30 protein-coding genes and 1 pseudogene are annotated in these 26,763 nt (G+C 38.0%); 12 read left to right on the plus strand and 19 right to left on the minus strand.

What is annotated here, in order from left to right; genetic code table 11:
- Positions 1-2: 2 nt before the first annotated feature.
- Both R2876_01660 and R2876_01665 read right to left on the minus strand, forming a co-directional pair.
- On the minus strand, positions 3-731 hold the full coding sequence (locus R2876_01660; GenBank protein MEZ4357327.1) for an MBL fold metallo-hydrolase: 729 nt from the start codon (positions 729-731) through the stop codon (positions 3-5).
- A 1-nt stretch (position 732) separates the two neighbouring features.
- Entirely contained in the window at positions 733-1,260 is a 528-nt protein-coding gene (locus R2876_01665) for an ECF transporter S component (GenBank protein MEZ4357328.1), read from the minus strand.
- Positions 1,261-1,430: 170 nt separating this feature from the next.
- On the opposite strand from R2876_01665, the gene R2876_01670 reads away from it, so the two are divergent.
- Entirely contained in the window at positions 1,431-2,930 is a 1,500-nt protein-coding gene (locus R2876_01670) for a hypothetical protein (protein MEZ4357329.1), read from the plus strand.
- A 7-nt stretch (positions 2,931-2,937) separates the two neighbouring features.
- Here the strand turns inward: R2876_01670 and R2876_01675 are convergent, their stop codons facing one another.
- From R2876_01675 to R2876_01735, 13 genes and pseudogenes are all read right to left on the minus strand, one after another.
- Positions 2,938-4,371 carry a GerMN domain-containing protein gene (locus R2876_01675; protein MEZ4357330.1) on the minus strand — a complete coding sequence of 478 codons (1,434 nt, stop codon included), beginning with the start codon at positions 4,369-4,371 and terminating at the stop codon, positions 2,938-2,940.
- Positions 4,368-5,909 carry an ATP-binding protein gene (locus R2876_01680; GenBank protein MEZ4357331.1) on the minus strand — a complete coding sequence of 514 codons (1,542 nt, stop codon included), beginning with the start codon at positions 5,907-5,909 and terminating at the stop codon, positions 4,368-4,370. The genes R2876_01675 and R2876_01680 overlap by 4 nt, the downstream gene beginning before the upstream one ends.
- Positions 5,863-6,555 (minus strand): response regulator transcription factor, encoded by a 693-nt coding sequence (locus R2876_01685; GenBank protein MEZ4357332.1) that lies wholly within the window; start codon positions 6,553-6,555, stop codon positions 5,863-5,865. Before R2876_01685 ends, R2876_01680 begins: the two co-directional genes overlap by 47 nt.
- A gap of 233 nt (positions 6,556-6,788) precedes the next feature.
- Entirely contained in the window at positions 6,789-7,106 is a 318-nt protein-coding gene (locus tag R2876_01690; GenBank protein MEZ4357333.1) for a hypothetical protein, read from the minus strand.
- A 24-nt stretch (positions 7,107-7,130) separates the two neighbouring features.
- Positions 7,131-8,151: pseudogene (gene tsaD, locus R2876_01695) on the minus strand (tRNA (adenosine(37)-N6)-threonylcarbamoyltransferase complex transferase subunit TsaD).
- Positions 8,148-8,846 carry a TIGR01906 family membrane protein gene (locus R2876_01700; GenBank protein MEZ4357334.1) on the minus strand — a complete coding sequence of 233 codons (699 nt, stop codon included), beginning with the start codon at positions 8,844-8,846 and terminating at the stop codon, positions 8,148-8,150. Before R2876_01700 ends, tsaD begins: the two are co-directional and overlap by 4 nt.
- 6 nt (positions 8,847-8,852) lie before the next feature.
- On the minus strand, positions 8,853-9,218 hold the full coding sequence (locus R2876_01705; GenBank protein MEZ4357335.1) for a hypothetical protein: 366 nt from the start codon (positions 9,216-9,218) through the stop codon (positions 8,853-8,855).
- 17 nt (positions 9,219-9,235) lie between these two features.
- Positions 9,236-9,910 (minus strand): RNA polymerase sporulation sigma factor SigH, encoded by a 675-nt coding sequence (gene sigH / locus R2876_01710; GenBank protein ID MEZ4357336.1) that lies wholly within the window; start codon positions 9,908-9,910, stop codon positions 9,236-9,238.
- A 55-nt stretch (positions 9,911-9,965) separates the two neighbouring features.
- Positions 9,966-10,733 (minus strand): 23S rRNA (guanosine(2251)-2'-O)-methyltransferase RlmB, encoded by a 768-nt coding sequence (gene rlmB / locus R2876_01715; protein ID MEZ4357337.1) that lies wholly within the window; start codon positions 10,731-10,733, stop codon positions 9,966-9,968.
- On the minus strand, positions 10,723-11,466 hold the full coding sequence (gene thyX / locus R2876_01720; GenBank protein MEZ4357338.1) for an FAD-dependent thymidylate synthase: 744 nt from the start codon (positions 11,464-11,466) through the stop codon (positions 10,723-10,725). Before thyX ends, rlmB begins: the two co-directional genes overlap by 11 nt.
- Positions 11,467-11,471: 5 nt before the next feature.
- Positions 11,472-11,903, minus strand: a complete 432-nt coding sequence (locus tag R2876_01725) for a ribonuclease III domain-containing protein (GenBank protein MEZ4357339.1) — start codon at positions 11,901-11,903, stop codon at positions 11,472-11,474.
- A gap of 23 nt (positions 11,904-11,926) precedes the next feature.
- Positions 11,927-12,688, minus strand: coding sequence for an N-acetylmuramoyl-L-alanine amidase (locus R2876_01730; GenBank protein MEZ4357340.1), 762 nt, complete (start codon positions 12,686-12,688; stop codon positions 11,927-11,929).
- A 198-nt stretch (positions 12,689-12,886) separates the two neighbouring features.
- The gene (locus R2876_01735; protein MEZ4357341.1) at positions 12,887-14,251 is read right to left on the minus strand and encodes a TrpB-like pyridoxal phosphate-dependent enzyme; all 1,365 of its coding nucleotides are present in this window, start codon (positions 14,249-14,251) and stop codon (positions 12,887-12,889) included.
- 182 nt (positions 14,252-14,433) lie between these two features.
- Here R2876_01735 and R2876_01740 point away from each other — a divergent pair, with 182 nt between their 5' ends.
- From R2876_01740 to R2876_01765, 6 genes are all read left to right on the plus strand, one after another.
- Entirely contained in the window at positions 14,434-15,816 is a 1,383-nt protein-coding gene (locus R2876_01740) for a glycine--tRNA ligase (GenBank protein MEZ4357342.1), read from the plus strand.
- Between the two features lie 114 nt (positions 15,817-15,930).
- Positions 15,931-16,113 carry a chorion class high-cysteine HCB protein 13 gene (locus R2876_01745; GenBank protein ID MEZ4357343.1) on the plus strand — a complete coding sequence of 61 codons (183 nt, stop codon included), beginning with the start codon at positions 15,931-15,933 and terminating at the stop codon, positions 16,111-16,113.
- Between the two features lie 113 nt (positions 16,114-16,226).
- Positions 16,227-16,700: a tryptophan-rich sensory protein gene (locus tag R2876_01750; protein ID MEZ4357344.1), complete on the plus strand. Its 474-nt coding sequence runs from the start codon at positions 16,227-16,229 to the stop codon at positions 16,698-16,700.
- A gap of 134 nt (positions 16,701-16,834) precedes the next feature.
- Complete coding sequence (locus R2876_01755) at positions 16,835-17,404, plus strand: ECF transporter S component (protein ID MEZ4357345.1); 570 nt, start codon at positions 16,835-16,837, stop codon at positions 17,402-17,404.
- Between the two features lie 27 nt (positions 17,405-17,431).
- Positions 17,432-18,202, plus strand: a complete 771-nt coding sequence (locus R2876_01760; protein MEZ4357346.1) for a type III pantothenate kinase — start codon at positions 17,432-17,434, stop codon at positions 18,200-18,202.
- Between the two features lie 31 nt (positions 18,203-18,233).
- Positions 18,234-19,514: a homoserine dehydrogenase gene (locus R2876_01765; protein MEZ4357347.1), complete on the plus strand. Its 1,281-nt coding sequence runs from the start codon at positions 18,234-18,236 to the stop codon at positions 19,512-19,514.
- Positions 19,515-19,560: 46 nt separating this feature from the next.
- Here the strand turns inward: R2876_01765 and R2876_01770 are convergent, their stop codons facing one another.
- Positions 19,561-20,040, minus strand: coding sequence for a hypothetical protein (locus tag R2876_01770; protein MEZ4357348.1), 480 nt, complete (start codon positions 20,038-20,040; stop codon positions 19,561-19,563).
- A 166-nt stretch (positions 20,041-20,206) separates the two neighbouring features.
- On the opposite strand from R2876_01770, the gene R2876_01775 reads away from it, so the two are divergent.
- The gene (locus tag R2876_01775) at positions 20,207-20,965 is read left to right on the plus strand and encodes a DUF6612 family protein (GenBank protein MEZ4357349.1); all 759 of its coding nucleotides are present in this window, start codon (positions 20,207-20,209) and stop codon (positions 20,963-20,965) included.
- 34 nt (positions 20,966-20,999) lie between these two features.
- Here the strand turns inward: R2876_01775 and R2876_01780 are convergent, their stop codons facing one another.
- Positions 21,000-21,422 (minus strand): Hsp20 family protein, encoded by a 423-nt coding sequence (locus tag R2876_01780; GenBank protein MEZ4357350.1) that lies wholly within the window; start codon positions 21,420-21,422, stop codon positions 21,000-21,002.
- 157 nt (positions 21,423-21,579) lie between these two features.
- On the opposite strand from R2876_01780, the gene R2876_01785 reads away from it, so the two are divergent.
- A complete protein-coding gene (locus R2876_01785; protein MEZ4357351.1) occupies positions 21,580-22,005 on the plus strand; it encodes an OsmC family protein in 426 nt (141 codons plus the stop codon).
- Positions 22,006-22,091: 86 nt separating this feature from the next.
- Here the strand turns inward: R2876_01785 and R2876_01790 are convergent, their stop codons facing one another.
- Entirely contained in the window at positions 22,092-23,087 is a 996-nt protein-coding gene (locus tag R2876_01790; GenBank protein ID MEZ4357352.1) for a radical SAM protein, read from the minus strand.
- Positions 23,088-23,395: 308 nt separating this feature from the next.
- Between R2876_01790 and R2876_01795 the strand changes: the two genes are divergently transcribed.
- The 3 genes from R2876_01795 to R2876_01805 all read left to right on the plus strand — a co-directional run bounded on the left by R2876_01795 (position 23,396) and on the right by R2876_01805 (position 25,665).
- Entirely contained in the window at positions 23,396-23,815 is a 420-nt protein-coding gene (locus R2876_01795; protein ID MEZ4357353.1) for a DUF4064 domain-containing protein, read from the plus strand.
- A gap of 165 nt (positions 23,816-23,980) precedes the next feature.
- The gene (locus R2876_01800) at positions 23,981-24,862 is read left to right on the plus strand and encodes an ABC transporter ATP-binding protein (protein ID MEZ4357354.1); all 882 of its coding nucleotides are present in this window, start codon (positions 23,981-23,983) and stop codon (positions 24,860-24,862) included.
- Between the two features lie 5 nt (positions 24,863-24,867).
- On the plus strand, positions 24,868-25,665 hold the full coding sequence (locus R2876_01805; protein MEZ4357355.1) for an ABC transporter permease subunit: 798 nt from the start codon (positions 24,868-24,870) through the stop codon (positions 25,663-25,665).
- 37 nt (positions 25,666-25,702) lie between these two features.
- On the opposite strand, the gene R2876_01810 is transcribed toward R2876_01805, so the two are convergent.
- Complete coding sequence (locus R2876_01810; GenBank protein MEZ4357356.1) at positions 25,703-26,533, minus strand: DegV family protein; 831 nt, start codon at positions 26,531-26,533, stop codon at positions 25,703-25,705.
- Between the last annotated feature and the right edge of the window lie 230 nt (positions 26,534-26,763).

Genomic DNA, 26,763 nt, shown 5'->3' on the forward strand with positions numbered 1-26,763 from the left:
ACCTAAATAACTATGCTTTTCATTTCCTGTGCTGTTTGGCTTTTTAAAAACACTTTGATAGCTTCATTCAGTACTTCCCTGGAGGAATTAAAAGCGCTCTGATGCGTCAGAATAAGTTTTTTGACGTTTGCTTGCTTAGCGACCATCGCGGCTTCTGTTATCGTCATATGAACCGTGTTTTGCGGCTTGTCCTTATGTTTAAAGTTGGCATCCAGCAGCGCTACTGAGGCGCCTTTAATAAAGCCGGCCAGTTTATCATTTAAACTTGTATCTCCTGAATAGGCAAATATTTTTTCACCGTCGTCAACTTTTATCGCATACGACGGGAACGGATGCGTCATCTTTAAAAAGGTTATTTCTGCTTTTCCGAGTTTAACCTTTAAATTTTCATTGATAGTTTCTATGTCGAAAGCTTCACGCGAAAACAGTTTAAATATATTTGAAGGTTCTTTCGGGGTAAAAAGCTTGATTTTTTTATCCTGCCCTAATTTTTTATTGATCGCGTTAACTGCATATCCAAATACAGGTATGTCTGACATATGGTCAAAATGAAGATGCGATAAGAATATGGCGTCTATATCAAACACATCTACGAAATGCATAAGTCTTGAGAAGGACCCAGCCCCCATATCAAGTACTATCTTTTTATCCGAAAATTCAAGCAAATAACAAGAACATGCCCCGCCCTCCGGAGGAAACGGGCCATATTTTCCTATAACTGTAAAATTCATATTATACCTTCATTAAAAACGGAAGTTTGCATAAGTATTTAACTGCCTTATAAAGCGGCAGAGAGACTACTAAATTGCCGGCAAACTGTACCATATTATATGGGAAAGAGGCAATAGCGACTGCCCATCCAAACATAAAATACTCATAAATGCCATATCCGGCTACCATTATCAATTCTGCAATAACTGCGGCAAACACATACATACCGAATTTTCCGCGCCTAGCTATCAGCGCAAACACAAATGCCATCAGTGCTTTGATTATCAATGTAGCTATTATATATTGTGACGCTCCGGCAAGTATATCTGCTAGTGCACTGCCAATACCGGCCACACATGCCCCGAATACTCCACCTAACATATAGGAAGAAATGATTATTACACAATCTCCTATGTTTATATAGGCTCCAGTTAAAGTCGGCAGTGGAACCGGAATACGAACCAGCCACGTGACTACAAATACTAATGCTGCCATAACTCCTGCAAGACAGATTTTACCCGTCTTATCCATTTTGTTAAAACATTCCATATCTAAACGCCCCAATCTATTGAAATTTTTTCTTATTTTTATTATATATAAAGGTCTTATAAAAAACAACGAGTTTTAGCTTATAAAACAAATTTCTTAGGTTTATATAGCGTACCCTTTTGTTTATTTTAGCATATATTATTACATAAAAGGCTAACGGGGGGATTATCATGGGTGGCATTGCAGGCATGCTTGACTTTGGTGCAAAAAACTTCCGCAACGATAAAGCGGTCAATATGTTAAACAGTTTCAATAACCGTATAGACGATGTGAGCGGCAGCGGAATTTACTGCATAAACAATGCGTGTCTTTGCGCTTCTTTTGCCAGAAGCGACAACATTTTCAATATAGGTCAACCGTTCTTTAAAACGCTTTGCGGTGAACTTTATTGTGTCGTTTTTGACGGGGTGATACTCAACTCAACTCAGATAAAATCTGAACTTATTGAACGCGGGCACATGATAAACAGCTCTAACCCTGCTGAACTTGCGCTTTGCGCATACATAGAATGGGGATACGACTGCCTTAAAAAATTAAACGGCTACTATGCCTTCGCCGTATATGAAGATACATACCAGAGGCTTTTTTTAGCCCGGGATACTTTTTGCCAACGGCCGCTTTATTTCACGTTGAAAGACAAGGCTATATACTTTTCATCAGAAATAGGCGTGCTTTTGTCTTCCGGCTTTAAGCCCGATATAAAGAAGCAAAATTTGCCTGCACTTTTTGCTCCTTCACCCAACTTGACTCCGTTCAGCGACATATACAGTTTGGGTGCGGGTGAATGTGCTATATATTCACCGCTTGGGTTTTATCTGCATAGCTTTGAGCCTTACATACACAATGTCAAAAGCTCCGATCAAAAGAGTTTTAAAGACATCTTCATAAATGCAGCCGATACCTCTCTTAGAGAAAAGGTAAGCCATTTTGAATTTTTTAGGCCCCTTTACTTAGGTGACACATGCGACGAGCTTTTAAACTCGCTTTGCCAAGACAAACGCTTTAAAGCTCCTATAGATAAAAAACAGTTTTTTAATGATGATTTTTCGCCGGATATGCTGCCTTTTCTCATAGATGAGGTGGTTAATATCGCGGAAACTCCCGTGCTTAATTTTAGGGACATTGCCATGCTCGGCCTAATAAAAAACTCCGAATATCCTCTGGTAACGAGCATTTCTAAGCTCGATGAAGATATAATGGCGGCTTATGAGAAAAAGACGTTTGATAATTTGATTTTGCTTACGCAGGAAAATGTTCTAAGAGAAATACTCTTAAATGAAACAGATCTGAAGTTAAAAGATGCGTTTTTAATCAGCGGATCAAAAGCAGAAAAAATAGCTTTAAGCCAAAAAGTGAAACTTATAACACCGCTTCTTACCGGGCATATTTCAAATATAATAAAAAATGCTTCTTCAGATTTACGGCTGGAGTTTAAAAAGCCTGATAAGAATATGTTAGATATAAAGACCGACATGACTCCGGTCTCCCAAAAATTGTCGCTCATGCTAAATGACATAGATGAAAGGACTCTTTTACTAATAGATAAAAATAAACTTGATAATTTAAAAAACGCACTTTTGAAAAACGAAAAATCCGCTCTAATAAGTGCGCTTAGAATTATTTCTTTAAACAGTTTTATCAAAAGTTTTAATGTAAATATCCATATATAATAAATATTTAATCACCTGATATCAGTCCGGGGTTTTCAAGCAGTGAATTAGATAAATTAATGGTTGCCACTGTATTTGAAACTGATTTTCCTTCAATCAAGAACCGGACTTTTTCAATACCTGTTTGTGCGGCAGTGCCTATTATGCTAAAAATAAGCAGCCTACCGTTTTGGTCAGACATTTCGCTTACCCTGTCGTAAAAATTCTGGCTTAAAGATATATAAGCTATATCATCGACTACGTAGGCATCTAAAATATCCTCTTCACTGACTCCACTCGGAAATACTGGCAGCACGCTTTGAGCTTCACCTGTTGCCGGGCCTTTTAAAAGTTCCTCAATGCGTGATTTTATATCATATAGCCTATTAGTATTAATGATCCTTTTAACCGGAACGAGCTCATCCTCTCCCGCCTTTTGCAAAAAGACGGTTATTTCGCTGCCGTGAGATGAAATAAAGTCCTTAGCTTTTATAATTTCGCTTTCAAACTGCCCTTGTGTAGAGATGATACGCATACCGTCGATCTTTGGTATATTTGCAGTAAGTGTAAGTACTAAACTAGCATAAAATGCGTTTATGGAGTCGCTGTCTTGATAGTTAAAGAATAACGGCATTTTGTCTAAAATAAGCGTTACTATGTTTTCGCCCTGTAAATCATCTATACTATAAGTCAAAAGCTTTATATCATCTGAGAATACGTCTGCACGGCTATTTTTTTCGTTTGAACCTTCTTGCAGAGCATCAAATAATGTGGTTATATAATCTTTATTCTCAACAGATATGTTTTTTACCTCAGGCAGGTACAAGCTATAGTCAGACGATGCAAAATATACGGCTACATTCTCCTCTGTTGCCGTATCAGTGCTGTCTGCCTTTAAACTGCTTTTTTCTATATACTCCTGTGCAATATTGTCTTTTGAAACAGCCCTTAACCCGAATATATTTTCTTCCTCTATCCGCCCATTCCAAAATACGTTTACATACGTTACATCAAGGAGGTTAATAAGTGTATTTACAATCGTGCACTCAAAATAGTACCTTTTTTCGTTTTCCGGTATCGATCCTGCTGTTAAATATACGCTTGCTATATCTTTGTTAACGAGCACGTCCTGCACCGATACACCCTGCACATCTATCTGTGTGTGCCCATACTCCTTACTTCCCAAAATAAGCTCAGATACTGTACGTTTAGCCACGTTTTCATCTTGTGACAAGGTAACCGTTCTATTTTCGGTTACCAAACTTGTCTGGCTTAAACTTAAAAAATAAAGTTTTAATTCCACCTGTTTAGACACAATGCTGCTTTTAGCTGCTATTTCCTCATTTATTTTTGGCAGAGTTATCTCGTTGCTTGGGCGTATGCTCTCCTTAACCTGGCTACACGCAGTAAAGACAGTTAATAAAAACGCTATTAAAATGTACCAAGCCAATATTTTTTTCATTTTTTAATCCTCAGGCTTTTTCTTTTAAAAACCTTGCCTTTAACCACATTCTTAGCTTTACTGGCTTCCTCTTCCGCCTTACTTTTGATTTTTGTATGTTTTACTGGTATTGAAAGTATGAAGGCAGAGCCCTTTCCTTCTTCGCTTACTACATCAAGCGAGCCGCCGTGCATTATTGCTATCTTTTTTGCAATATATAGGCCAAGGCCTGTCCCTCCCGTCTTCCTCGAACGGGCTTTGTCTACTCTATAGAACCTTTCAAATATTAACTGCATGTCCTCCTGGCTGATGCCAACTCCTGTATCCTCCACTTCAATAACCGCAAAATCGTTTAATCTTTTAAGCCGGATGGTTATAAGTCCACCAGTGTTCGTATACTTTATTGCGTTATCCGCCAAGTTATTTACCGCCTGATGTATCTTAAGCGGGTCACATTCAATAAGCACATCTTCGTCTGCATCCAGAGTAATATGGATCCTTTGCTGGTCTGCAAGGGGTTTTAAGAGATTCATTGTATCTAAAAGTATGTCCTTTAACGATACGTTTTCTTTGCAGACGAGGACTTCCTCCCCCTCCAGCTTCATTATATTAAGCAAGTCGCTTATTATATTATTTAATCTGTCTATCTCCTTGTTTATATCTGTTAAAAACTCATCATATGTCTCTTTGGGAACGTCTTGTTGATATATAAGTGATTCGACCAATATCTTTATAGAAGACAGCGGCGTCCTTAACTCATGCGAAGCGTTTGAAACAAATTCGCTCCTCGTTATATCTATATCTTCTAAGCGCTTTGTCATCTCATTAAAAGCCTGAGCAAGCTCTGCTATTTCATCCCTTCCGGAGACTTTGACACGCTGGTTAAAGTTCCCTGTCGATATATCTATCGCCGCTTTTTTCAACTTTATAATAGGGCGCGTTATATAATCCGAAGTTATTATGCTTAGTACTATGACTATCAAACAGCATGCTATAGAAATAACAATTATTTTTACAGTTAAATCGTTCATAGAATTGATAAGCGTCTGAATACTGGATTGATATACCATTGCTCCGATAAGGGAGCCTTCATCCGTAATCTCATTTACATAGTAAACTGCCCATTCCCCATCTATATTATGATACGAATACGCATTTACTTCGCCGTTGCTAAGTACCTTTTCCACTTCATCTAAATAAAGTATCTGCCCGTTTAATTTAGACTGAGAATCAGCAATTACGGTTCCTGCCTTGTTTACAATCAGATACCTTCCGCCCGTATTTTTCGCACGGGTCAAAACTAAATTGTACATACCATCTGAATCGTCTGAAATTACAGTAGAAACGACACTGACTGCAGCGCCGCTGGCCTCTTCCAAGCTCTCTTCCACTCTCTGGGATAAAAGGTAGTCTTCTGACATTTTTATAACAGAATATGCAACGGCTGCAAAAGCTACAGCCGCCACTATCAAAAATATTAATACAAATCTCCATTTGATGGAGAACATTTTATTACTTAACTGTAAAATAGTATCCAACTCCCCATTTAGTAAGGACATACTCCGGTTCCGCCGGATTTTTTTCTATTTTTTTCCTTAACCGGCGTACATGGACATCTACAGTTCTTAAGTCACCGTCGTAATCGTTTTTCCAAACCGTGTTAAGTAAATCCTCGCGGCTGAAAACTTTGCCACGGTTAGTTATCATCAAATGTAGTAAGTCGAATTCCTTTGCCGTTAGTTCCACATTCTCGCCTGCTATTTCAACAGTCCTCGTGTTTGCATTAACTACTATATCGAGTACTTTTATTACATCGTTATCTTCGTGTTTATAAGCGCCTTCTGAGCGGCGGAATATCGCCTTTATCCTGGCCTTTAATTCAAGCATGTTAAAGGGCTTTGTCATATAATCGTCTGCCCCAAATTCGAGACCTGTCAGTTTATCGATATCGGAGTCCTTAGCTGTCAACATTATTATCGGAACATCAGAATTGCTCCTTATTTTCTGGCATACTTCCATACCGTCTATCTTAGGCAGCATTAAATCGAGTAATACCATATCGAACTTACCTCTAAAAAAATTATCAAGCGCTTCTTGCCCATCATGCGCTTCAGATACGATGTAGCCCTCCTGCTGTTCTAAATTAAACCTAAGCCCTTTTACTATAGATGGTTCATCATCTACTACAAGTATGTGTTTGCTCATAGTTTTAAAGCCTTCTTTCGTTAACATAGTGCTAAGAAAATTTTTAATAATTATAACATATTTGTTATAAGATTGGGAGAAAAATTTTACGAAACCTTTACTAAACAATTTAAAATCAATAACTTTAAGTTTTTATTATTATTATTATTTTTGCCAAAATAGCTAAAATCAATAATAATTTATAGTCTAGCCGCCCTTATAAAACATAAAAACGCCTCATTAATGAAGCGCCTTTATTTATCTGATTTCTTTTTACACTTGCTGAATTTTGTTTCTTTCTGGCAGTTAGGGCAATACATCTTTTTGTTTTTTGCATTACCGTTTATTTTTGAAATACGCTGTTTAAATGTTAAGTCTACGTTTTCACCGCATTCATCGCACACCCAATTATAATTAAGTGTGCTCCAATGCGTAAGGATACTGCCACTTACTAGAAGGAGAACCATTCCGGTGATAAACATTATAAGATCTAACATAGCGCCTATAAGAGCAAGGGCTATAGACACTACGCAAAATATAATACCAAATACTAGCTCAGCCTTGTTTTTCATATTAAAACTCCTTTACAAAAGTATTTAAAATATATCAAGCACCGGATATGCATTTTGGTCTAGAGAACAAAAATCCCCTTTTAAATATCTGAAATATCCTGCCGAAGCTATCATTGCTGCGTTATCTGTTGAGTATTTTATGTCTGGCAAAAAAAGTTTAATGCCTTCTTTTTGAGCTTTTTGAATAAATGCTTGCCTGAGCGCTCCGTTAGCGGATACGCCGCCTGCAATGGCAATTTTATCGATCTTTAGCTTTTTCGCTGCTAAAAACGTATTTTTTAAAAGCACATCTACAACTGCTTTTTGAAAAGACGCCGCAATGTTAGGAAAACTTATGTCTTCTTTTTTCATCGAAGCTTTGTTGATTTCGTTTATGACTGCGGTTTTAAGGCCGCTGAAGCTAAAATCCAAATGTTTCTGGCCTTTAAATCCCTGTGGAAAGTCGTATGTTATACTGCCGCTTTGAGCCAGCTTTTCAAGCTCCGGCCCTCCGGGATAATTAAGCCCTAAAACCCTTGCTATCTTGTCGAAAGCCTCGCCTGCCGCATCGTCCCTTGTTTCCCCCTAAAGGCTCATACTCCCCATAATCCGATACTTTTATTATGTTAGTATGGCCGCCGGACACTATGAGGCAGATAAACGGCGGTGTTAAATCCTTTGAAGATATATAGTTAGAACAAATATGCCCTTCTATATGATTGACTTTTACAAGCGGCTTTTTGTACGCGTAGGCAAGTGCCTTGGCATAAGATACCCCTGTTAACAAAGCTCCTACTAGGCCCGGCCCGACAGTGACTGCAAAAGCATCTATCTCATCTATGACAAGACCAGATTCACTAACAGCATCTGAAACTACATAAGGCAGCTTGTCTATATGCTTCCTAGATGCTATCTCAGGAACAACCCCGCCGAAAAGCCTGTGTGTCATCGCCTGGGTATAAACAGCATTCGATAAGACTTCCCTTCCGCCTTTAACTACTGCGGCTGCTGTTTCATCACAAGACGTCTCTATCGCCAAAATATTTAAAGAAGTATCTTTAATCATGCATAACCTCTTTTTTTAAGGCTCTTATAGCTTATATACATAATTAGCAATGACAAAATGTATCCCGCACCAAAAGTTGCCAGTATGACTGTGACCAGGCTTTCAAAGAATGCGCTTGGTACCATTAAAATAAGTATGTCCGTTGAAGGGTCTAAAAGCCATAAGTCGTTTACAAAGAATATCTTATGAAACATTATCCAAAAAGAGTCAAAATCTATTGCGGCATAAGCTCCTATGCCTAGAAACAACGCCAAAATTATAAAAAACATAATCATAGATTTTCTAATGAAGTATGCTGTCCATATATGCCTTTTTGAAATTATCAACAAAAGCAGTAGGACTGATGAAATTATAACAGCGATATTTCTAACTATCATTGCACTTAAATAAAGATAGCGAACGTCTTCCATATGGCTTTTTTCACGGTCGTTAAATACTTCCCTTGAAACGCCGTTAATACTCGCCGTTATATCCATGTCGTCTCTTTCGCCTTTTGTGTAACCTAAAAGTACAGAGGTGACTTCGTCTAATTCTTCTTCCGAAATGCCTATCGCCTCTGCACGGTCTAATCTTTGATATTGAGTTTTATAAAATCCCTCATTAACGGCAAAAATGTCTATAGCCGTCAACAAAATTGCAAGTATCAGAGAAACAGAGAAAACCACTGATGCTAAAAACATAGTCGCCTTTTTCATGATTTTTTAAAATCTACCTTTCCAGTGTTTGTCTTCATTCTCCCGTATTGCTTTCCCGTATTTTTTAAACGATACTATTACATATATTATCATTATTAGGGGAGCCGATATAGCCAGGGCATAAAGAGCTATTCCACCAAGTAAGAACTCTAACCCAGCGAAGACTATCATATCAATCCCCAATATCAAATAAAACTTCCTAGCAGTTTTGGAAGCTTGTTCCCTTATTTTTTCAGGATAATTTTCCTCTACTTTTTTATGGCCTTTTACACCGATTACCAGCAAATAAACACCGATTACGATGATAATAAGCATCCAAAATGTTGTGTCAAAGCCAACTTCATTTGTTGCGGCTGCCGCTGCCTCATCCATATTTTTTCTCTACTCCTTTATAAAAACTTTTCTAATTTCGCTTTAATCCTTTGGAGCGCATTGTCAACAGACTTTATAGATTTGCCAAGTTCACTAGATATCTCTATATAGCTTTTACCTTCTAGATAACATGCCAAAACCCTCTTTTCAAGCGGGGAGAGCATCCCATCTATCTTGACTTCCATATGGTCAAAATTCTCTTTATCTATAAAGATCTCTTCAGGGTCCTGCGCCCTTGCAGTAGGTATCAGATCCATTAAGGTCTTATCAGACTCTTCATCGTAAACCGGCTTGCTTAAAGACACATATGAATTTAAAAATATATGTTTTTGCCGAGTAGCCGATTTAATAGCAGTTATTATCTGACGGGTTATGCAAAGCTCTGCGAATGCCCTGAAACAGCACTGTTTACCTTCTTTAAAGTCGCGGATAGCCTTATATAGCCCGATCATACCTTCCTGTACTATATCTTCTTTGTCTGCTCCAATAATGAAATAAGACTTTGCCTTTGCCTTTGCAAAATTCTTATACTTATTAAGCAGATATTCAAGCGCCAATCCGTCCCCATCATTTGCCAAAAATGCTACGTCTTCATCTTTCATAAGTTTATAACCAAGAAGATAGGCCTTTTTATCAAGTTTAACGCCATTTTCAGGTGATCCGGCCGGCTTGTTTATATATTCATTTGGCAAAAATTATTCGCTCCTTTTAAGAAACTATTTATATATTATATTATTTTCGACTATATTAAGTCAAATTTTTTGTTTTATCCTGCCTTCTCTTCTCAAACATCAAAACCGCTGCCGCTGCCGAGGCATTAAGCGATTCTATCTTTCCCATAAGTTCAATACTTACTTTATAATCACAGTTTTTAGAGACAAGCGGGCTTATTCCCTCGCCCTCATCTCCGATAACCAATGCTATCTTGCCGCTTAGGTCTGTTTTTAAAACGTCCTGCCCGTCCATAACCGCTGCAGCTGTCCAGTAACCTGCCTGCTTTAATTTATCAAGCGCCTGCGAAATATTTGAAACCCTTGCGACTTTTACATATTCAAGCGCCCCGCAGGAAGCCTTATTGGCCGCACTGTTTAAAGGGGCACTGCGGCGCTTTGCCATAATTATGCCATCCGCCCCAAGACACTCGGCACTTCTTATTATAGCACCTACATTGTTTATATCGGTAACTCCGTCAAGCAGTATTATAAGCGAAGAATCTTTATCTTGTGCTGCTGAAATTATATCTTCAACTTCTGCATATTCAAGCGCGCTTACGAATGCCGCTACACCCTGATGGTTAGCCGTTATATTATTTCGTCCGAACGGCATACAAATTTCGTCTAAATACCTTTTGTCTTTTTTTATTACTACTATTTTTCTATCCCGTGCAAGTCCTTCTATCTCTTTTATTGATCCGTCCGTAGTACCTTCGGCAATTATTACCTTGTCGATACTTCGGCCGCTTTTTACCGCTTCTCTTACGGTATTCCTTCCATATATTATATCATCACTGTCCATTTGTCATCTCCCAAAAACGTTTCTTTGATTCTGCTGATCTGCCGCAGCTCATCTTTCCCTCGTTGCAAGTATGGTTTATACATGAAGGGCCGCCTAATGAAAATATGTTAGGAGCAACTTTGTATACAAGCCTAAACATCTCCCAGGCAACTTCCCTTATCTCCCATTGCGCCCTGAAACAGCACCTTAACTCAAAGAAATGTAAAAGCTCCCTCGCATTCATGGTGACTATTATCTTGGTCTCGCAGGCATTTGGCAATACGAACCTGGCATCTTCATTAGACTTCTCACCTGCATTTCCAAGCGCATCTACCCACTCGTTATACCAGCCTTGCAAGGTATTCATCTGGCTGTTAAATTTTAAAACTGCCTCTTCCCCAAGCGCCTCAATAGAAGGCGGAACTACGTATGCAAAAACCCCCTGCTCGTTTTTCGCCCCCACATACCGCTGGGATTTCACACAAAAGCTGGCCAAGCGGTGCCGCGTTATCTGTGCTAAAAGAGCCCTTGAAACCCCTTCTATGCCAAATGTAAAAGAAGCATGTTCTATCGGCGCCAAATGGTTCATCTTTATAAGCGTTTTTATAAAGCCCGCGCATTTATCCGCTGAAATACCATTAGCTATCTCTTTTATCTCCGCATCTGAATAGCATAATTTAGCGCAAAGTGCTATTGCCTCTTCCGGATTCGGCGTATGAGTAAGAAGATACACCCTACTTTTAACTTGTCCCACTTTTTTCACTCCTTAAAAAAATCGCTCAATATTATCTTAAACAGTTCATCCAGCCTGCTTTTTTTACCTGTTATATATAAATAGCCTATCAAAGTCTCAAATCCTGTCGCATGCCGGTAGTCGTTGACCGTCATGTTTTTGGGCACGCTTGATTTTGCGTTTCTCCCGCGTGTAAATACTTCTTTTTCCTGTTCTGTCAGTATTTCAAATACTTGCTTAAAACTTTTGTTCTGTGCTCTGGCATTTACTATATCCGCTGCTTTTTGATGAATGGCGGATATTACTCCCAAATCGTTTTTCACTAAAAAAGAGCGTACGTACAAATCATAGACAGTGTCGCCCAAATAGGCTAACTCTATTGCATTTAACTGACTTGCTTCCTGCTCTTTTAACGGTAAAAGCGAAATATTAAATTTTTCATCAAAATTATTTTGCATATTACCTTTATTAAAGCTATTTTTTAGTTTTGTTCCTCCAAAAAATCCTTAAGGCCATTAAAAATAGTCCTGGCTACTTCCTGCTGATAACTGTCTGTTGAAAGGAGTTCGTCATCCTCCTCGTTAGATAAAAAACCGCACTCTACTAATACTGCAGGTGAGTTGCCCGCTCTTAGTATATAAAAGTTTTCCTCTTTTGCAACCCTTGGTTTATGTTCGGATAGCTCGTTTAATCTATCCTGTAAAGCCTCTGCAAGCTCTTTTGACACTTCCGACCCCGGATATGAAAATACCTGCGGGCCGCCTACGCTTGAATCTACATATTTGTTCATATGTATACTTAGCATAAAGTCTACTTCTCCCTGGCATACTATCACTCCTCTTGCCTGCATATCACTATCTTTAGTGGTACCAAGTGCTTCGTCTGTATCCCTGGTCATAACAACTGTCGCTCCGGCACTTTCAAGTATACCCTTTAAGTTTTTACTAACTGCTAAATTGATATCAGCTTCTTTTGCACCTGTAAATGTGCCGATAGCACCGGAATCAAACCCGCCATGCCCTGCATCTACAACGATGCAAAGGCCTCTAAACAACTCTCCTACGTTACTTTCAGCATCATCAGTTGTATTTACAGTATCCTGCGTATCGTTTGTTAAATCCTGCCCAAGAGTGGCCAAAGTTCCTTCACTGTTAAGTTCAAATAAAACCAAAACTACAGCGATAAAGAAAAATAAAATTACCAAAGTAGTTAAAAATTTCTCAGGTTTAATTTTTTTCGGCATTTCCCTTCCCATCAAGATATTTGATAATATCTTTCCTTTAAAAATTTCCCCTTGCGATTATAATAACTTATTTGTCATTATATGTATAGTAATAAAAATATATTTTTTTAAGGAAAAAACCCGAAACCGGTAAAATATTATACCATTAAAAATGGCAGAAAGTTCTCTTCCTGCCATTTTTATTTTATTATAATTTTCTTAAAGTTTAGGTATAGAACTAAGCCCGGAATGCAACTGCTCATCTGTGTAGTTGATTTTCTTAAGTTTGCCTGCCATATACTCTTCATATGCCGCCAAATCGAAATCGCCGTGGCCGCTTAAGTTAAACAATATTGTCTTAGCCTCGCCTCTTTCTTTTAGCTCCTTAGCATGTGCTATTACACTTGCTATTGCATGTGCAGATTCAGGTGCCGGAAGTATTCCTTCTGTTCTTGCAAAAAGTATAGCAGAGTCGAATACGTCTACCTGATCCTTAGCTTCCGCCTTTATTAACTTGTCATGATAAAGCTGGCCTAATAACGGAGAATCTCCGTGATACCTAAGGCCGCCCGCGTGTATACCGTCTGGCATATACTCATGCCCTAAGGTATATGTTTTCATGAGCGGTGTGAACATAGACATATCGCCGTAGTCATATGCAAAGACGCCTTTTGTGAGTTTTGGGCAAGCTGTTGGCTCTATTGCTATAAATTCTATTTCTTTGTTATCTCTTAACTTATCCATCATGAAAGGATATGCAATACCGCCAAAGTTAGATCCGCCACCGTTGCATCCGATTATGATATCTGGATAATCATCCATTACCTCAAACTGCTTTTTAGCTTCCTGACCTATTATTGTCTGATGCAGTATTACATGGTTTAAAACGCTTCCTAATGAATAGTTTGTGTCGCTGTTCTTTGCAGCAACTTCAACAGCTTCGCTTATAGCTATAGCTAAACTTCCGCTGCAATCAGGGTCTTTTGCTAAAATGGCTTTGCCAACTTCAGTAACATTGCTTGGGCTTGAATAGATATCTGCCCCGTATGTTCTCATGAGTATCTTTCTATATGGTTTTTGGTCATAAGAAACTCTAACCATGAATACAGTACATTCCATGCCTAACTTAGCACATGCAATGGACAGCGCAGAACCCCACTGGCCTGCACCTGTTTCCGTAGTCAGTTTTTTTATTCCTTCTTTTTTATTGTAATAAGCTTGCGCCATAGCAGTATTTAACTTATGGCTTCCCGATGTATTTGCACCTTCGTATTTAAAATATATACGTGCCGGCGTATCAAGCGCTTTTTCTAAATCTTTTGCCCTAACAAGCGGAGACGGCCTAAAGACCTTATACATCTCCTGCAGTTCTTCCGGTATATCAATAAAACGTTCCGTAGACATCTCCTGTTCGATGAGTGCCATTGGAAAAATCGCAGATAAATCACTTGGCTGCGCTGGTTGTTTAGTTACCGGGCTTAAATAAGGGTGGATTTTGTTCGGCATATCTGCCGCAATGTTGTACCATTGTTTTGGAAGGCTCTTCTCGTCTAAAAATACTCTTCTTGGTGTGTTTTTAATCATCTCTTCTCGTCTCCTAACATATTTATTTTAAGATTTGATAGAGATATTTTACTTCTGTGCCAATTTTTTGTCAAGGTTTTGCAAAAGTATATATTAAAGTAGCTTGACTTTTTAATGCCCCATATATAATATTTAAATATTAAACCAGACTATAAAAAAACCTTTAAAGGAGTTTTAAATATATGCAAAAATCCATGGACAAGATAATCAGCTTATGCAAACAGCGCGGTTTTATATTTTCAGGGTCCGAAATTTATGGTGGTCTTGCCAATACCTGGGACTACGGCCCTTTAGGCGTAGAATTTAAAAATAACGTTAAAGCGGCATGGTGGAATAAGTTTATACATAAGTCTCCCTATAACATAGGGCTTGACTGTGCAATTTTAATGAACCCGCAAGTTTGGGTAGCATCCGGGCACGTCGGCGGATTCAACGACCCTTTGATGGACTGCAAAGCCTGCCACGAAAGGTTTAGAGCAGACAAAATAATAGAAGACTATGTCAATGAAAATGGCCTTGACATCGATATAAACGGAGCCTCAAACGACAGGCTCGAAGAGATAATAAAAGAATACGCCATACCCTGCCCTTCCTGCGGTAAAAACGATTTTACAAAAATAAGAAAGTTTAACTTAATGTTTAAGACTTTCCAAGGCGTTACGGAGGATTCTGCTGCGGAAATTTACCTTCGCCCGGAAACGGCGCAGGGCATTTTTGTCAATTTCAAAAATGTTATGAGGGTATCCAGAAAAAAACTGCCTTTTGGCATCGGCCAAATAGGCAAATCATTTAGAAATGAAATCACTCCGGGCAACTTTACCTTCAGAACAAGGGAATTCGAACAGATGGAACTTGAGTTTTTCTGTGCTCCGGAAGAAGAATTTAAGTGGTTTAAGTATTGGAAGGACTATTGTCACAACTGGCTTTTAAACCTAGGTTTAAAACAAGAAAATATAAAACTAAGAGACCACGAAAAAGAAGAGCTTTCGCATTACTCAAATGCAACTACAGACATAGAATATCTATTCCCGTTCGGCTGGGGCGAGCTCTGGGGCATTGCGGACAGAACGGATTTTGACTTAAAACAGCATCAGAACCATTCCGGTGAAAACTTAGAGTATATAGACCCTGAAAACGGAAAGCGCTTTTTGCCGTATTGCATAGAGCCGTCTCTTGGTGCAGACCGTGTTGCTCTTGCATTTTTATGCGACGCATACGACGAAGAAACTCTTGAGTCCGGTGATATAAGGACAGTTCTTCACCTGCATCCGGCCCTTTCTCCTTTTAAAGCTGCGGTATTGCCGCTTCAAAAGAAACTTTCACCCAAGGCAGATAAAGTTTATGAAAAGCTCTCTTCCTGCTTTAATACAGATTATGACTTAACCGGAAGCATAGGGAAAAGATACCGCCGCCAGGATGAAATAGGAACTCCTTACTGCATAACAGTAGACTTCGATACTTTAAACGATGACACCGTTACAGTTAGAGACAGGGATACTATGCAACAGCTGCGTATGAAGATCGATGAAGTAGCGCCGTTTATCTTAACAAAACTCAGGTTTTAAAAAGTTTCATTGTTTTATAAAAATATATATTAAGCTGTCACCCATTTTTTAGCCTCTGCGTATTATACATTGTAAACCAAACAAAAAAATGTTATTTCAAGGAGGATTTTTAAAATGGGTTGTGGTTGCGATAACAATAATTGCCTTTGGATTATCTTACTACTTTGCTGCTGCTGTGGGAATGGTAATAATTCCTTTTTCGGAGGAAGCGGGTGTGGAGACAATTCCTGTAGCTGCATCTTACCTATCATCATACTTCTCTGCTGCTGCGGCGGGTGCGGATGCTCAAAGTGCTAGTTTGAACCTTTTAGAAAAGAGCTTCACCTATTTAGGTGAGGCTTTTTTCTTTTGCCAAATACGTAAATATTTTATAAAAATCCCTCATATAATCTTTTTGAGGTGCATATTTTATGAACAATCGTATTTTCTTTGCCTTAAAGATAATCTTGGTATCTATTCTCACTCTGTTTTGCTTAATGCTGTCTGAAAGTTTCGCTATGGACCCTACGTTTTACGAAGGCCTTAAAAAAACTGTATTTAAAGTAAACAGCGAAGTCCTTTTAGTTGCACGCTGCATGTGTATGCTCTCTCTCGCAATATCCTTTTCTATATACTTATCAAGCAAAGACGTATCAACTTTAAGCGATGCGCTTTTGTTTTTCCTGCTTACCTTGATGCTCTTCCCATTATATAGCTATATATTTTATCAATTAGAAAGCTTAAACGGCGCCCTTTTGACACTTGGAATATTGTTCGTATCCTCAGTTGTATTGTTTGAACGGGTATTTGAAAAAAATAAAGTATGCTCTTATATAATACTTCCTACCATCCTTTGGATAGGCTTTTGCCTTTTTCTAAACTACGAGCTTGCATTTCTCAACTAACTCCCTTAAACACTTAAAATTTAAGTTATTGATGAACTTAAATAAAACTGATATAATTTATTTAAATTGTTTCTTTTAAAGGAACAAAATAAATAATGCAGGGTATCTTTTTTAAGAACCTGAGCGGAGGTAAAATGAACAGTAAAACAAAAAAATTGGTGCTCAATAGCGCCCTGGCAGCAATCTGTATCGTCCTTGGTGTAACGCCTATCGGCTATATACCGATAGGGCCAGTACAAATAACGCTGCTTTGCCTGCCTGTTGCAGTCGGCACGCTTACCTTAGGTTTAAGAAGCGGCCTTTTTCTTGGATTTATATTTGGTGCAACAATCTTTTTTCAGATGCTGGCAGCCCCAACTGCCGTGATAACCGTCTTGATGTCTGATTCTTTATTCTGGGTAAAGATGCCTTTAATAATCTTTATCCCGCGGTTATTGGTACCAATAGCCACTTATCTCGTATACAAAGCCATGTCTAAAAGTGACAAACACAATTATTTGTCTCTGACCGTTTCATCAGTTGCAGCGTCACTTACGAACACAGTGTTTTTCTTAGGCATGCTGCTTGCCCTGTTTATTAACATATCGGCTGTAAATTTAGCATTTGTCGGATCTTTGGTTCTAACAAACGGCATCCCGGAAGCTATTTTTATGGGAATAATTTGCCCGCCGATCGTTAGAGCCCTTAAGCATATACAAATATAACTTATACGAAGGGAAAAAATTAAAGTCGTGATTTTTGTTTTGGATTTAGGAAACACTAATATAAAGTGCGGTGTCTTTAAAGAAGATAAGCTTATACATTCATTTAAATTAAGTACTTTAGCTGATAAAACAGCAGATGAATATGGAATAGTGATATGCGCATCTTTAGAAAGATACAATATTTCACCATCTGATATAAACGGTGTTATAATTTCTTCTGTCATTCCGTCCGTTAATTATACTTTAGACCATATGTGCCGTATGTACTTTAACATAAGGCCCATGTTCGTAAGCCCCGGCATAAAGACCGGTATAAATATAAAGTATAAGGACCCAAAAGAGTTAGGAGCGGATAGGATCGTTAATGCAGTTGCCTCTTATAACCTTTACGGAGGCCCTACAATTATCATAGACTTTGGAACAGCCACAACTTTTGGCGTTATATCAAAAGAAGGGGATTTTTTGGGTGGGGCGATATGCCCCGGGATCAAAATAGCTACGGAAGCACTTACAAAAAATGCAGCCAAGCTGCCCCATGTGGAATTGACCGTACCGGAAAGTGTAATTGGCACCGGTACAATAACTTCCATGCAATCCGGTATTATATTTGGATATGTAGGTACGGTGGAATACTTGATTACTAAAATGAAAGAAAATGTCCCGAAGGCTAAAGTCGTCGCTACGGGCGGGCTATTTAATATAGTTGCGCCGCTGACTAAAAAGATAGACATAATAAACCCTACTCTTACTTTAACCGGGCTAAACATCTTATATAAAAAGAATTTTACTCAGAATTGATATATAATCTTGAACGAGAGGAGAAATTATTTTGAAGAGTGTAAATATAGATTTACTTGGTCTTGGCAACGTCGGTTCTGGCGTGTATAAGATTTTATCCGGAAATAAAAAAGACATTATGCATAGAGAAGGGCTCGATATTAACATAAAAAAGATATTGGTCCGCGACAAAACTAAAAAGCGCTTGGTAGATGTACCTGAGTCTTTACTCACTGAAGATTTCAACGATATCATAAACGACAATACCGTTTCTATAATCGCAGAGTCCATAGGCGGCGTAGAACCTGCAAAAGACTATATAATGCGTGCTATGAAAAGCGGCAAGTCAGTCGTCACTGCTAATAAGGAGCTAATAGCAAAACACTGGCCGGTTCTTAATAAAACTGCCCAGGATAACGGCGTTGGTTTATACTTTGAGGCAAGCGTGTGCGGTGGGATCCCGATTATAAGAACTATCTGGGATTCTCTACAGGCTAATAATTTCTCTTATATAATGGGGATAATAAACGGGACGACAAACTATATACTCTCAACTATGATGGAGCAAGGCCGGGATTATCTAGATGTCTTAAAAGAGGCGCAGGCTAAGGGCTATGCCGAGCCAGACCCTAAAAACGACGTAGAAGGTTACGACGCAGTATATAAACTGTCCATACTTTCTTCACTTGCTTTCCACGCACGTGTTCCGCTTGAATTCATATACAGTGAGGGCATAACTAACATAACAAGGGAAGACATAGACAGTGCAAGAGAGCTTGGGTACGTCATAAAGCTTTTGGCCATCGGCAAAAAAAGTGAAAACACCATTGAAGTGCGCGTCCACCCTACTATGATAAAGGCCTCCCATCCGCTTGCTAGCGTACGTGATGCATTTAATGCAGTATTTATGTACGGCAGTGCAGTTGGCGAGATGATGCTGTATGGAAAAGGTGCAGGAGACCTGCCTACTGGAAGCGCAGTCGTCTCAGACATTATAATGGCAAGCAGGTGTAGCGAGCATAGGTATACAACATTTAAAAATACGGAAAGCGTATCAAACGATATAACGTTTAACAACAACTGGCAAAGCGCTTTTTACGTCAATATGATCTCTATGGACAGGCCGGGCGTATTAGCCAAAGTTGCCGGGATATTTGCCAAATATAATGTAAGTGTTGCTTCTGTTATACAAAAAAACAGGAACTCTTCTGAAGTGCCACTTATATTTATAACACACAAGGCAAAAGAAATTTCGTTTAAACAGGCTATTTCAGAAATAAAAGAACTAAGCGATGTAATAGCCATTAAAAACACAATTAGGGTAGAAGATTAAGAAAAAGCCATAAGCCGAACGGCTTATGGCTTTTTTATTTGCTTTTTTACCAACATTGAACGTCAAATAATTCGTCAAAATCATCGGATATATCACTTGCATGCTGGTTTACGACAAATAATACGTAATTATTGTTAATAGCAATATCACAATTACCTTTGTTGCTTTGCCATGTAGTTTCCACTTCATCTTTTCTTAAATATATTATATAGACCAGATCCTCTAAATCAACTGCTTCTTTAACTTTAAAAAGGGCAATCTCCGTTTTATTTTCATCCGTTCCAGAAGTATACACCAATTGATCTTCAAACTCTATATTCCCAGTCCCTTGGTAATATGTTTTAATTTCCCCTGAAGAAAGGTTTGACATAGATGAAAAATCGTATTTTTCACTTTCTGCACTGTAAAATGTTTGCATGTATATCCTGCTGTCGTAGATATCGCCAGTATAGTTGCCGCTTAAATTTCCGCATGCAGAAACCAACATCAATATAAATATCAAAGCCGTAAAACCACATTTTTTCATTTAAGACTCCCTCCTTTAAAGTACTTTATTTAGTATATTATGCGTAATTTTTGCCTGTTTTAAATATACAAGTTAACAAAGTTTTAAATATACAGAGTTTTTATTTACATCTTAAGCTTATTTGGATATACTATTTGCATAATTAAACCTAGTTAAGAGGTATCATATGAAAAAGATTCTGGCGCCTATAATTGCAATTTGCGCCCTAATCATGCTTACTGCATGTAACTCCAGCGAAAAAATCTATGAGGTATACAGTACCGGTATTGAAAAGTTCAACCAACTTGACAGCCTGGATATGATTGTCGACGTAAATATGGATATGGAGCTTAATGGTGAAACACTTAAAATACCTATGAATATGATTTTAAAATCTAAAAGCCTAAATTCAGATCCGGAATACCTCGTAAATACGTCTATGACGATACTCGACACCGAAACCACTAGCCAGGTTTATTACAAAGGTGGATACGTGTACTTATCAGCCTCTAAAAATAAATATAAACAAGAAATGTCGCTTGACGATATGAAAAACAACTATGCTGTAGTAAACGTAGACCTATTCGACAAAGAATTATTAGAAAAGGCACGGCTCACAAAAACGGAACATGGGTCTACTATTACTTTATCTTTAAGCGGTGAAAAAATAGAAGACAAATTAACGAGCATGTTTTTTAATATGGACACGCTGCTTGAAAACTTTGGTGGTATTAGTTCATTTAAATTTGGAAATTTATCGGCAACGCTCAGTTACAATACCGAGGGGTATTTAACCAGCGAAGTTATCAAATATGACATTAGCTGTACAGCAGACAATACTCCTTTAAATGCGAATGTCAAATGTGCTTTTAATATAAACAACCCCGGAAAGGAAGTTACCATAACTCCCCCAGACGATTTAGATAGCTATATCTCGATAACTTAAGCTTAACATAAAAAGCTGGTTAATTCCAGCTTTTTTAAGTTATCTCTATTTTCCTGCTTTGTCTTTTTTCTCTTTCCTTTTTGGGAAGACTGACAGTCAATATACCGTCTTTTAACTCCCCTCGTATACTTTTTATGTCTACATCAGATATGTCAAAGCTGCGCACATATTTTCCATAAAACCGCTCCCGGCGAACATAGTTCTGGTTGTTATCGTTTTCCTCACTGCTGCTGTTTACGGATATCGAAAGCAGATTGCCGTTTATGCTCACATCTACATTTTCTCTCTTTACTCCGGGAAGGTCTGCCGTTAACTTATAGCTCTCCCCCTGGTCTACTATATCTACCCTAAATACTGAAAGGTTTTTTCTGAATTCTTCTCTTTTAAAAGGCCAATCACTAAAAAAGTAATCTAGATAATTATCCCTATCTTTGCCAAATGGTACTAAATCTATCATATACCATCCACTCCTTTTTTATTTTAGTATATTTTACTGCACTTATATTTATACGCGATTAAATGCTCCCATATACCTTAAAATTTCAAGTTGATAAAATAAATTTTTAGGGTTATTATCTTAATAAGATTTATTTTTAAGTTAAAAGGAGCAAAAAATGAGCGATCTTAGCGTAAACCTTAAATTAATCGACGGCAAGTCAAAATTAAGAGCCAGTGCACGTAATAATAACGACCTAGTGTTAGATTATTTTCCACCTATAGGAAACGGCGAAGGCTATACCTCTCAAGAGCTCCTTTTGATAAGCTTTGCATCGTGTCTTGGTACCACATTAGTTTCCCTTCTCCGATATAAAATGCAAAAGGAAGTATCCGATTTAAAAATCTCCGCAAGCGGTGATGTCAGGGGAACCCATCCAAAAGCACTGTCCAAAATAGAAGTTAAATATACGATAACGTCAAAGGATATTGAAGATTTAGACATGCTTTCAGCCATTAAATCTGCTAAGGAAAGTATATGCCCCCTCTGGGCCCTGCTTAGAGGGAACGTCGATATATCAGTAGAATACGTGATTAAAAGATAATTTTATGTTTTTAATTTTCTAATATTAAAAAGAGCCCTGTTTTTAGCAATAAAGCTAATGGGCTCTTATTTTTTATCATGAAAAACCTATACCACATAAATTATAGGGACACCTTTTAGGTTAGTAGACAGCTGTTCCCTTAAAAACCGTTCACCATCTGCCCTTACATCTTCCTTGTACCAATACTTTCCCCTGCCCCGGCCTGTCATCAGGTTTTTGTCAAACAAATCTATTGCATTTGGAAACGCATCTTTATTTATCGCACGGTGTATGTAACTATACGTCATGAATATGACTTCTATAAAGAGCTGTTTTTTTACTTTTTCGGAAAGCTCCTCGGCGAGCCTTATAATAAGCTCCTTATAAAGCTTCTTCCAGTTATCTATTAAAATAACCGGCGCAATCAATATGCCTACCTTATATCCTGCTTCGCACATCAAATTTATCGCCCTTATCCTTTCTAAAAGAGGCGAAGTGCCGAACTCTACTTTTCTTATTATCTCGCTTGGGTTTACGCTCATCCGCATTATAGTGCGGCCTTTATGCTCTAAAGAAAGAAGCGGATCTACCATATCAAACTTCGTCGGAAAAGTAATAAACCCCTTTTCACTATTGCCAAATTCTTTAATCGTCCATTCAAGGTTTTCAGTAATGGTATTTTCTAAAACCAGGTCGCTGTTACTCCCTATTTCAAAAACTAAATCTTTTTCAGAGTTTAAAGCAGTTTTCTTAAGCTTATCAAGCATTTCCTCACGATTCACAAACAGCCTTAAATACGAGCACTTGTTATAATTACATACCAAATAGCAATAAAGGCACATAGCACTGCAGCCAGACGACGTATACGGAACTAAAAAATCAGATACTTTATGGTTAGGCGTAAATTTTAATGACTTTCTCACGCCAATTATAAGATGCTGCTTCATCCTTGCAAATTCCTGGTTTTCGTTTTTCCTAAGCTGCTCAATATTATTGTGATTATCTATATAAATCCAAGGGACATCTTTGAATTTATCTTTTAAGTATTTTCCCAAATCATATGACAAAACGGCACTTTCATAATAAATCTTATCCGGATACAAACGCTTCCCTCCTAAAATTATGGTGCGAAAAAATATGCTGGCTAAGATGCCTTAATTTTTCGTCTATTATAACATGTTCTCACCATTTCATTATTATGTCCATATAATTGTTAGAATAATGAAAAATATAGCCCTTTAACCTAATAAGGCCTGAATATTGACAAATTTTGTAATTATGATATGATATTTACATAAAATTTCATTTATCACTTCTTTTGAATAATTAAGCCAGTTTTTTATTTATTCTATCCGACATTTCAAATGTCATAAAATAATATGATATGTACATTAAAAAAGGAGGGTATATTATGAAAACAGCTAGCTTAGTACTCGGTATCGTTGGAGGCGTTCTCGCAATAATTTTTGCAATTGTCTTTATTTTTACAGGCGCTTTAGTGAATAATGCCGGGAACGTTCTAGACAATCTTGCAGATGAACTTGAATCAAACGGATGGGAAGTTACGCAAGACATCCAGGAACCCGTTGTCGATGCAGTCTCCGGTTCGCTCTGGCTTATTGGTATTTTGAGCATTGCAGGAGGAATCCTCGGCATAGTCGGCGGGGCTTTAGCTAAAAAGAAAAACATTGTAGCAGGTATTCTAATGATAGTCGCTGCGATACCAAGCCTATTCACCGGCCTTGGCATCATCGCTTCCGTACTATTCGTAGTAGGTGGCATACTGGCACTGGTTCCAGAAAAATCTTCACAGAGTGCCGAAACAACATAATACACATTTTATAACTAAGGCTGGGTAAAGCACCAGCCTTTTTTATTGCTATTTTTTATAATTTATATAAATATATTGACCATATAGATTTAAAGAGATAAAATTAAAACAATTTTAACTCTTTAATTTTTAGTAATTTTACTCCAACTCAAGGGAGGGATAAGTTTGATAAACGTAAATAATATGACTTTGAAATACTCAAGCGGAAAAGGCGTGTTCGATGTAAACTTTACGGTGAATCAAGGCGAAGTCATGGGCTATCTAGGCCCTAACGGCGCAGGTAAAACCACGACTATCCGCGCGCTTCTTGGTTTTATGCAGCCAAACAACGGGGAGTGCTCAATAGACGGGCTTGATTGTATCAAAGACGCAACCAAAATCCAAAAAAACCTGGGATATATACCGGGCGAAATATCTTTTATAGACGGAATGAGCGGCGATGAGTTTTTAAAGTTCATAAACGACTTAAGAGGAACCAAAAACTTAGATTATCAAAACCGATTAATCGATATGTTCGAGCTTAACCCAAAAGGTAAGATAAAGAAATTTTCAAAAGGAATGAAGCAAAAACTAGGCATTGTCGCCGCCTTATCTCATGACCCTAAAGTGCTTATATTAGACGAACCGACAAGCGGCCTAGACCCTTTGATGCAGAACCGTTTTGTAGAGCTTATAAATGAAGAGAAAAAGAGGGGCAAAACCATCCTCATGAGTAGCCATATGTTCGAAGAGGTTGAACGCACCTGCGACAACGTTTTAATTATAAAAGACGGCAGGATAGTAAAACGATCAGACGTTTTAAGCCTTAAAAGCACCCAGCGGAAAGGCTTTTTGATAAAGCCCGAAAATATATCCGAGGCAACTTCTAAATTAAAATCAGCTGGTTTTGAGGTCAGCACAGCACCTTATGGTTCTATCGAGACTTTTGTTACAGGGGATAACACAGATCTTTTCATTAAAACAGTTTCTCAGTTTACCGTTCTTAACTTCGACGTTAAGACACAGTCTTTAGAAGACGTTTTTATGCAATTTTACGGTAAGGAGTAAAAATAATGAGCTATACGTTATTTAAAACGACATTTAAAAAGAACTGGCTGCTACTTGCAATATTCTTTGGCGTTCTCACGATGTATCTAACTGTCATGATAAGCATGTACAACCCGGAAGACATGTCTGCTATAACTGATATGATAAAAATGTTCCCAGAAGAGCTTATGAAGGCAATGGGCTTTTCAAATCTAGTTACAGACTTAAGCGGATATTTAGCCAGCTGGCTTTATGGGATGCTGATGTTTGGTTTCCCTATGGTCTACTGCATAATTTTAGGCAACAGGCTGGTTGCAAAGATGGTAGACAACGGCTCTTTTGCATATCTTTTATCTACTCCGAATTCCAGAGTAAAGATAATTTTAACTCAGGGAGTTTATGCTCTTATATCAATAGCGGTGCTTTTTGCAGCACTTTTCGGAGTCGGCGTTTTCGTCTGTGAAGCTGCTTTCCCTGGTACGCTTGACATAGGTGCATTTTTTAAGCTTAATGTAACGACTATGCTAATAAATATGGCAGTTATGATGATAAGCTTTTTCTTCTCCTGCCTGTTTAACGATACTAAGATGTCTTTAGGCTTTGGTGCCGGGATACCTATTGCGTTTTTGCTCATGAATATGCTTGGCGGTGCAGCGAGTGGCGCTGAAATATTAAAAGATATTTCTATATACGGATTATATGACCCGGTAGAGCTGGTCCGTGGAACTTCTGTCCTTGGCTCTGACCTTATTTATATAGGTATGATAGTTATCCTTTTCGTGGCCGGCGTGCTCATATTTAGAAAAAAAAGGCTGCCACTTTAAAACAAAAAAAGAGCTCAGGTCCTGAGCTCTTTTTAATTTAAAACGCTATTACTATACCGCCTTCGTTAGCATACATGCTAGTTAAGCCTTTTGTCTGCGCTACTATTATTTCTTTAAAAGAATATTTATCTTTCACTATATCTATCAGCCTATTTACTTGCTTTAAGTTGTTGCAGTGCGTAATTGCGAGTATGCGGTCCTTTGTGTCTGTGCATGTCTCACCTATCGTTTCTGCCAGCCTTAATATAGATTGCTGTGCGCCTCTTGCTTTTGAATGAAGCGCTATCTCGCCGTTTGAATCCCCTCTTAAAACCAGGCGGATGTTCAACACTCCGGCGATTATACCTGTTATTTTACTCATTCTTCCGTTCTTTACCATGTTGTCCAAATTTTCAAGAACGAAAAAGGTCTTGGTCTTTTTTATAAAATCTTCTATCCTTTGGATGATTTCTATTTTTCCGATACCGCTGTTTATAAGTTCGCGTATTTTTCTTACGATCAGCAGTTGCCCTGCTGCAGCACTTTTAGAATCAAAGACATGGGCGTCTACTCCCTGATCCTTAAGCATGTCTTTTGCTATTTTCGCGCTGTTAAAAGAGCCGGACAGCTTAGATGAAAGCGTTACTATAAAAGTTGTAGCATCTCTTTTGCACTTATTAATAAAGTCATTCGGCGACGGGCAGGCGGATTTTGCCTGGCCCTTATATATCTGCATCTTTTCAATAAAGCTATTAACATCCAGTGCTTCGTCATCTATATATGTATCATCTCCCAGCGTCATAGACAAAGGAACCACTTCTACATCCAATTCTTTTTTAAGGTCACTAGTTAAGTCACAGCCGCTGTCTGATATAATCTTATAGTCCATTATTATTCTCCTGTTTCTTATGATATAAAATTAATTTTACAGTCATATGCAAGTTTAGCAGAAGTATGTAATACTAGTCAAGAGATTCATTTTTAATATATTATTAAATTTTAAATATAATATAAAACTATTCCATAATATAGAAAAAAGCCGCTTAATTAAGCGGCTTTTTCACGGACGAATATACCGTTTAGATATAATTATGCAAACTATATTATCGTTAAACAAAA

Source organism: Eubacteriales bacterium, assembly GCA_041390245.1.
In the GTDB taxonomy this organism is placed as follows: Bacteria; Bacillota; Clostridia; order Christensenellales; family JAWKQI01; genus JAWKQI01.

Excerpts from the sequence above, each read along its gene's own strand:
- rlmB (MEZ4357337.1), bottom strand. The coding sequence starts at position 10,733 with ATGGACAGTGATGATATAATATATGGAAGGAATACCGTAAGAGAAGCG.
- R2876_01770 (MEZ4357348.1), bottom strand. The coding sequence starts at position 20,040 with ATGAAAAAATGTGGTTTTACGGCTTTGATATTTATATTGATGTTGGTT.
- R2876_01755 (MEZ4357345.1), top strand. The coding sequence starts at position 16,835 with ATGAACAGTAAAACAAAAAAATTGGTGCTCAATAGCGCCCTGGCAGCA.
- R2876_01805 (MEZ4357355.1), top strand. The coding sequence starts at position 24,868 with ATGAGCTATACGTTATTTAAAACGACATTTAAAAAGAACTGGCTGCTA.
- R2876_01745 (MEZ4357343.1), top strand. The coding sequence starts at position 15,931 with ATGGGTTGTGGTTGCGATAACAATAATTGCCTTTGGATTATCTTACTA.
- R2876_01730 (MEZ4357340.1), bottom strand. The coding sequence starts at position 12,688 with ATGCCGAAAAAAATTAAACCTGAGAAATTTTTAACTACTTTGGTAATT.
- R2876_01750 (MEZ4357344.1), top strand. The coding sequence starts at position 16,227 with ATGAACAATCGTATTTTCTTTGCCTTAAAGATAATCTTGGTATCTATT.
- R2876_01780 (MEZ4357350.1), bottom strand. The coding sequence starts at position 21,422 with ATGATAGATTTAGTACCATTTGGCAAAGATAGGGATAATTATCTAGAT.
- R2876_01775 (MEZ4357349.1), top strand. The coding sequence starts at position 20,207 with ATGAAAAAGATTCTGGCGCCTATAATTGCAATTTGCGCCCTAATCATG.
- R2876_01690 (MEZ4357333.1), bottom strand. The coding sequence starts at position 7,106 with ATGAAAAACAAGGCTGAGCTAGTATTTGGTATTATATTTTGCGTAGTG.
- R2876_01685 (MEZ4357332.1), bottom strand. The coding sequence starts at position 6,555 with ATGAGCAAACACATACTTGTAGTAGATGATGAACCATCTATAGTAAAA.
- R2876_01740 (MEZ4357342.1), top strand. The coding sequence starts at position 14,434 with ATGCAAAAATCCATGGACAAGATAATCAGCTTATGCAAACAGCGCGGT.
- R2876_01725 (MEZ4357339.1), bottom strand. The coding sequence starts at position 11,903 with ATGCAAAATAATTTTGATGAAAAATTTAATATTTCGCTTTTACCGTTA.
- R2876_01735 (MEZ4357341.1), bottom strand. The coding sequence starts at position 14,251 with ATGATTAAAAACACACCAAGAAGAGTATTTTTAGACGAGAAGAGCCTT.
- R2876_01675 (MEZ4357330.1), bottom strand. The coding sequence starts at position 4,371 with ATGAAAAAAATATTGGCTTGGTACATTTTAATAGCGTTTTTATTAACT.
- R2876_01705 (MEZ4357335.1), bottom strand. The coding sequence starts at position 9,218 with ATGGATGAGGCAGCGGCAGCCGCAACAAATGAAGTTGGCTTTGACACA.
- R2876_01785 (MEZ4357351.1), top strand. The coding sequence starts at position 21,580 with ATGAGCGATCTTAGCGTAAACCTTAAATTAATCGACGGCAAGTCAAAA.
- R2876_01660 (MEZ4357327.1), bottom strand. The coding sequence starts at position 731 with ATGAATTTTACAGTTATAGGAAAATATGGCCCGTTTCCTCCGGAGGGC.
- R2876_01680 (MEZ4357331.1), bottom strand. The coding sequence starts at position 5,909 with ATGTCCTTACTAAATGGGGAGTTGGATACTATTTTACAGTTAAGTAAT.
- R2876_01700 (MEZ4357334.1), bottom strand. The coding sequence starts at position 8,846 with ATGAAAAAGGCGACTATGTTTTTAGCATCAGTGGTTTTCTCTGTTTCT.
- R2876_01795 (MEZ4357353.1), top strand. The coding sequence starts at position 23,396 with ATGAAAACAGCTAGCTTAGTACTCGGTATCGTTGGAGGCGTTCTCGCA.
- R2876_01670 (MEZ4357329.1), top strand. The coding sequence starts at position 1,431 with ATGGGTGGCATTGCAGGCATGCTTGACTTTGGTGCAAAAAACTTCCGC.
- R2876_01665 (MEZ4357328.1), bottom strand. The coding sequence starts at position 1,260 with ATGGAATGTTTTAACAAAATGGATAAGACGGGTAAAATCTGTCTTGCA.
- R2876_01810 (MEZ4357356.1), bottom strand. The coding sequence starts at position 26,533 with ATGGACTATAAGATTATATCAGACAGCGGCTGTGACTTAACTAGTGAC.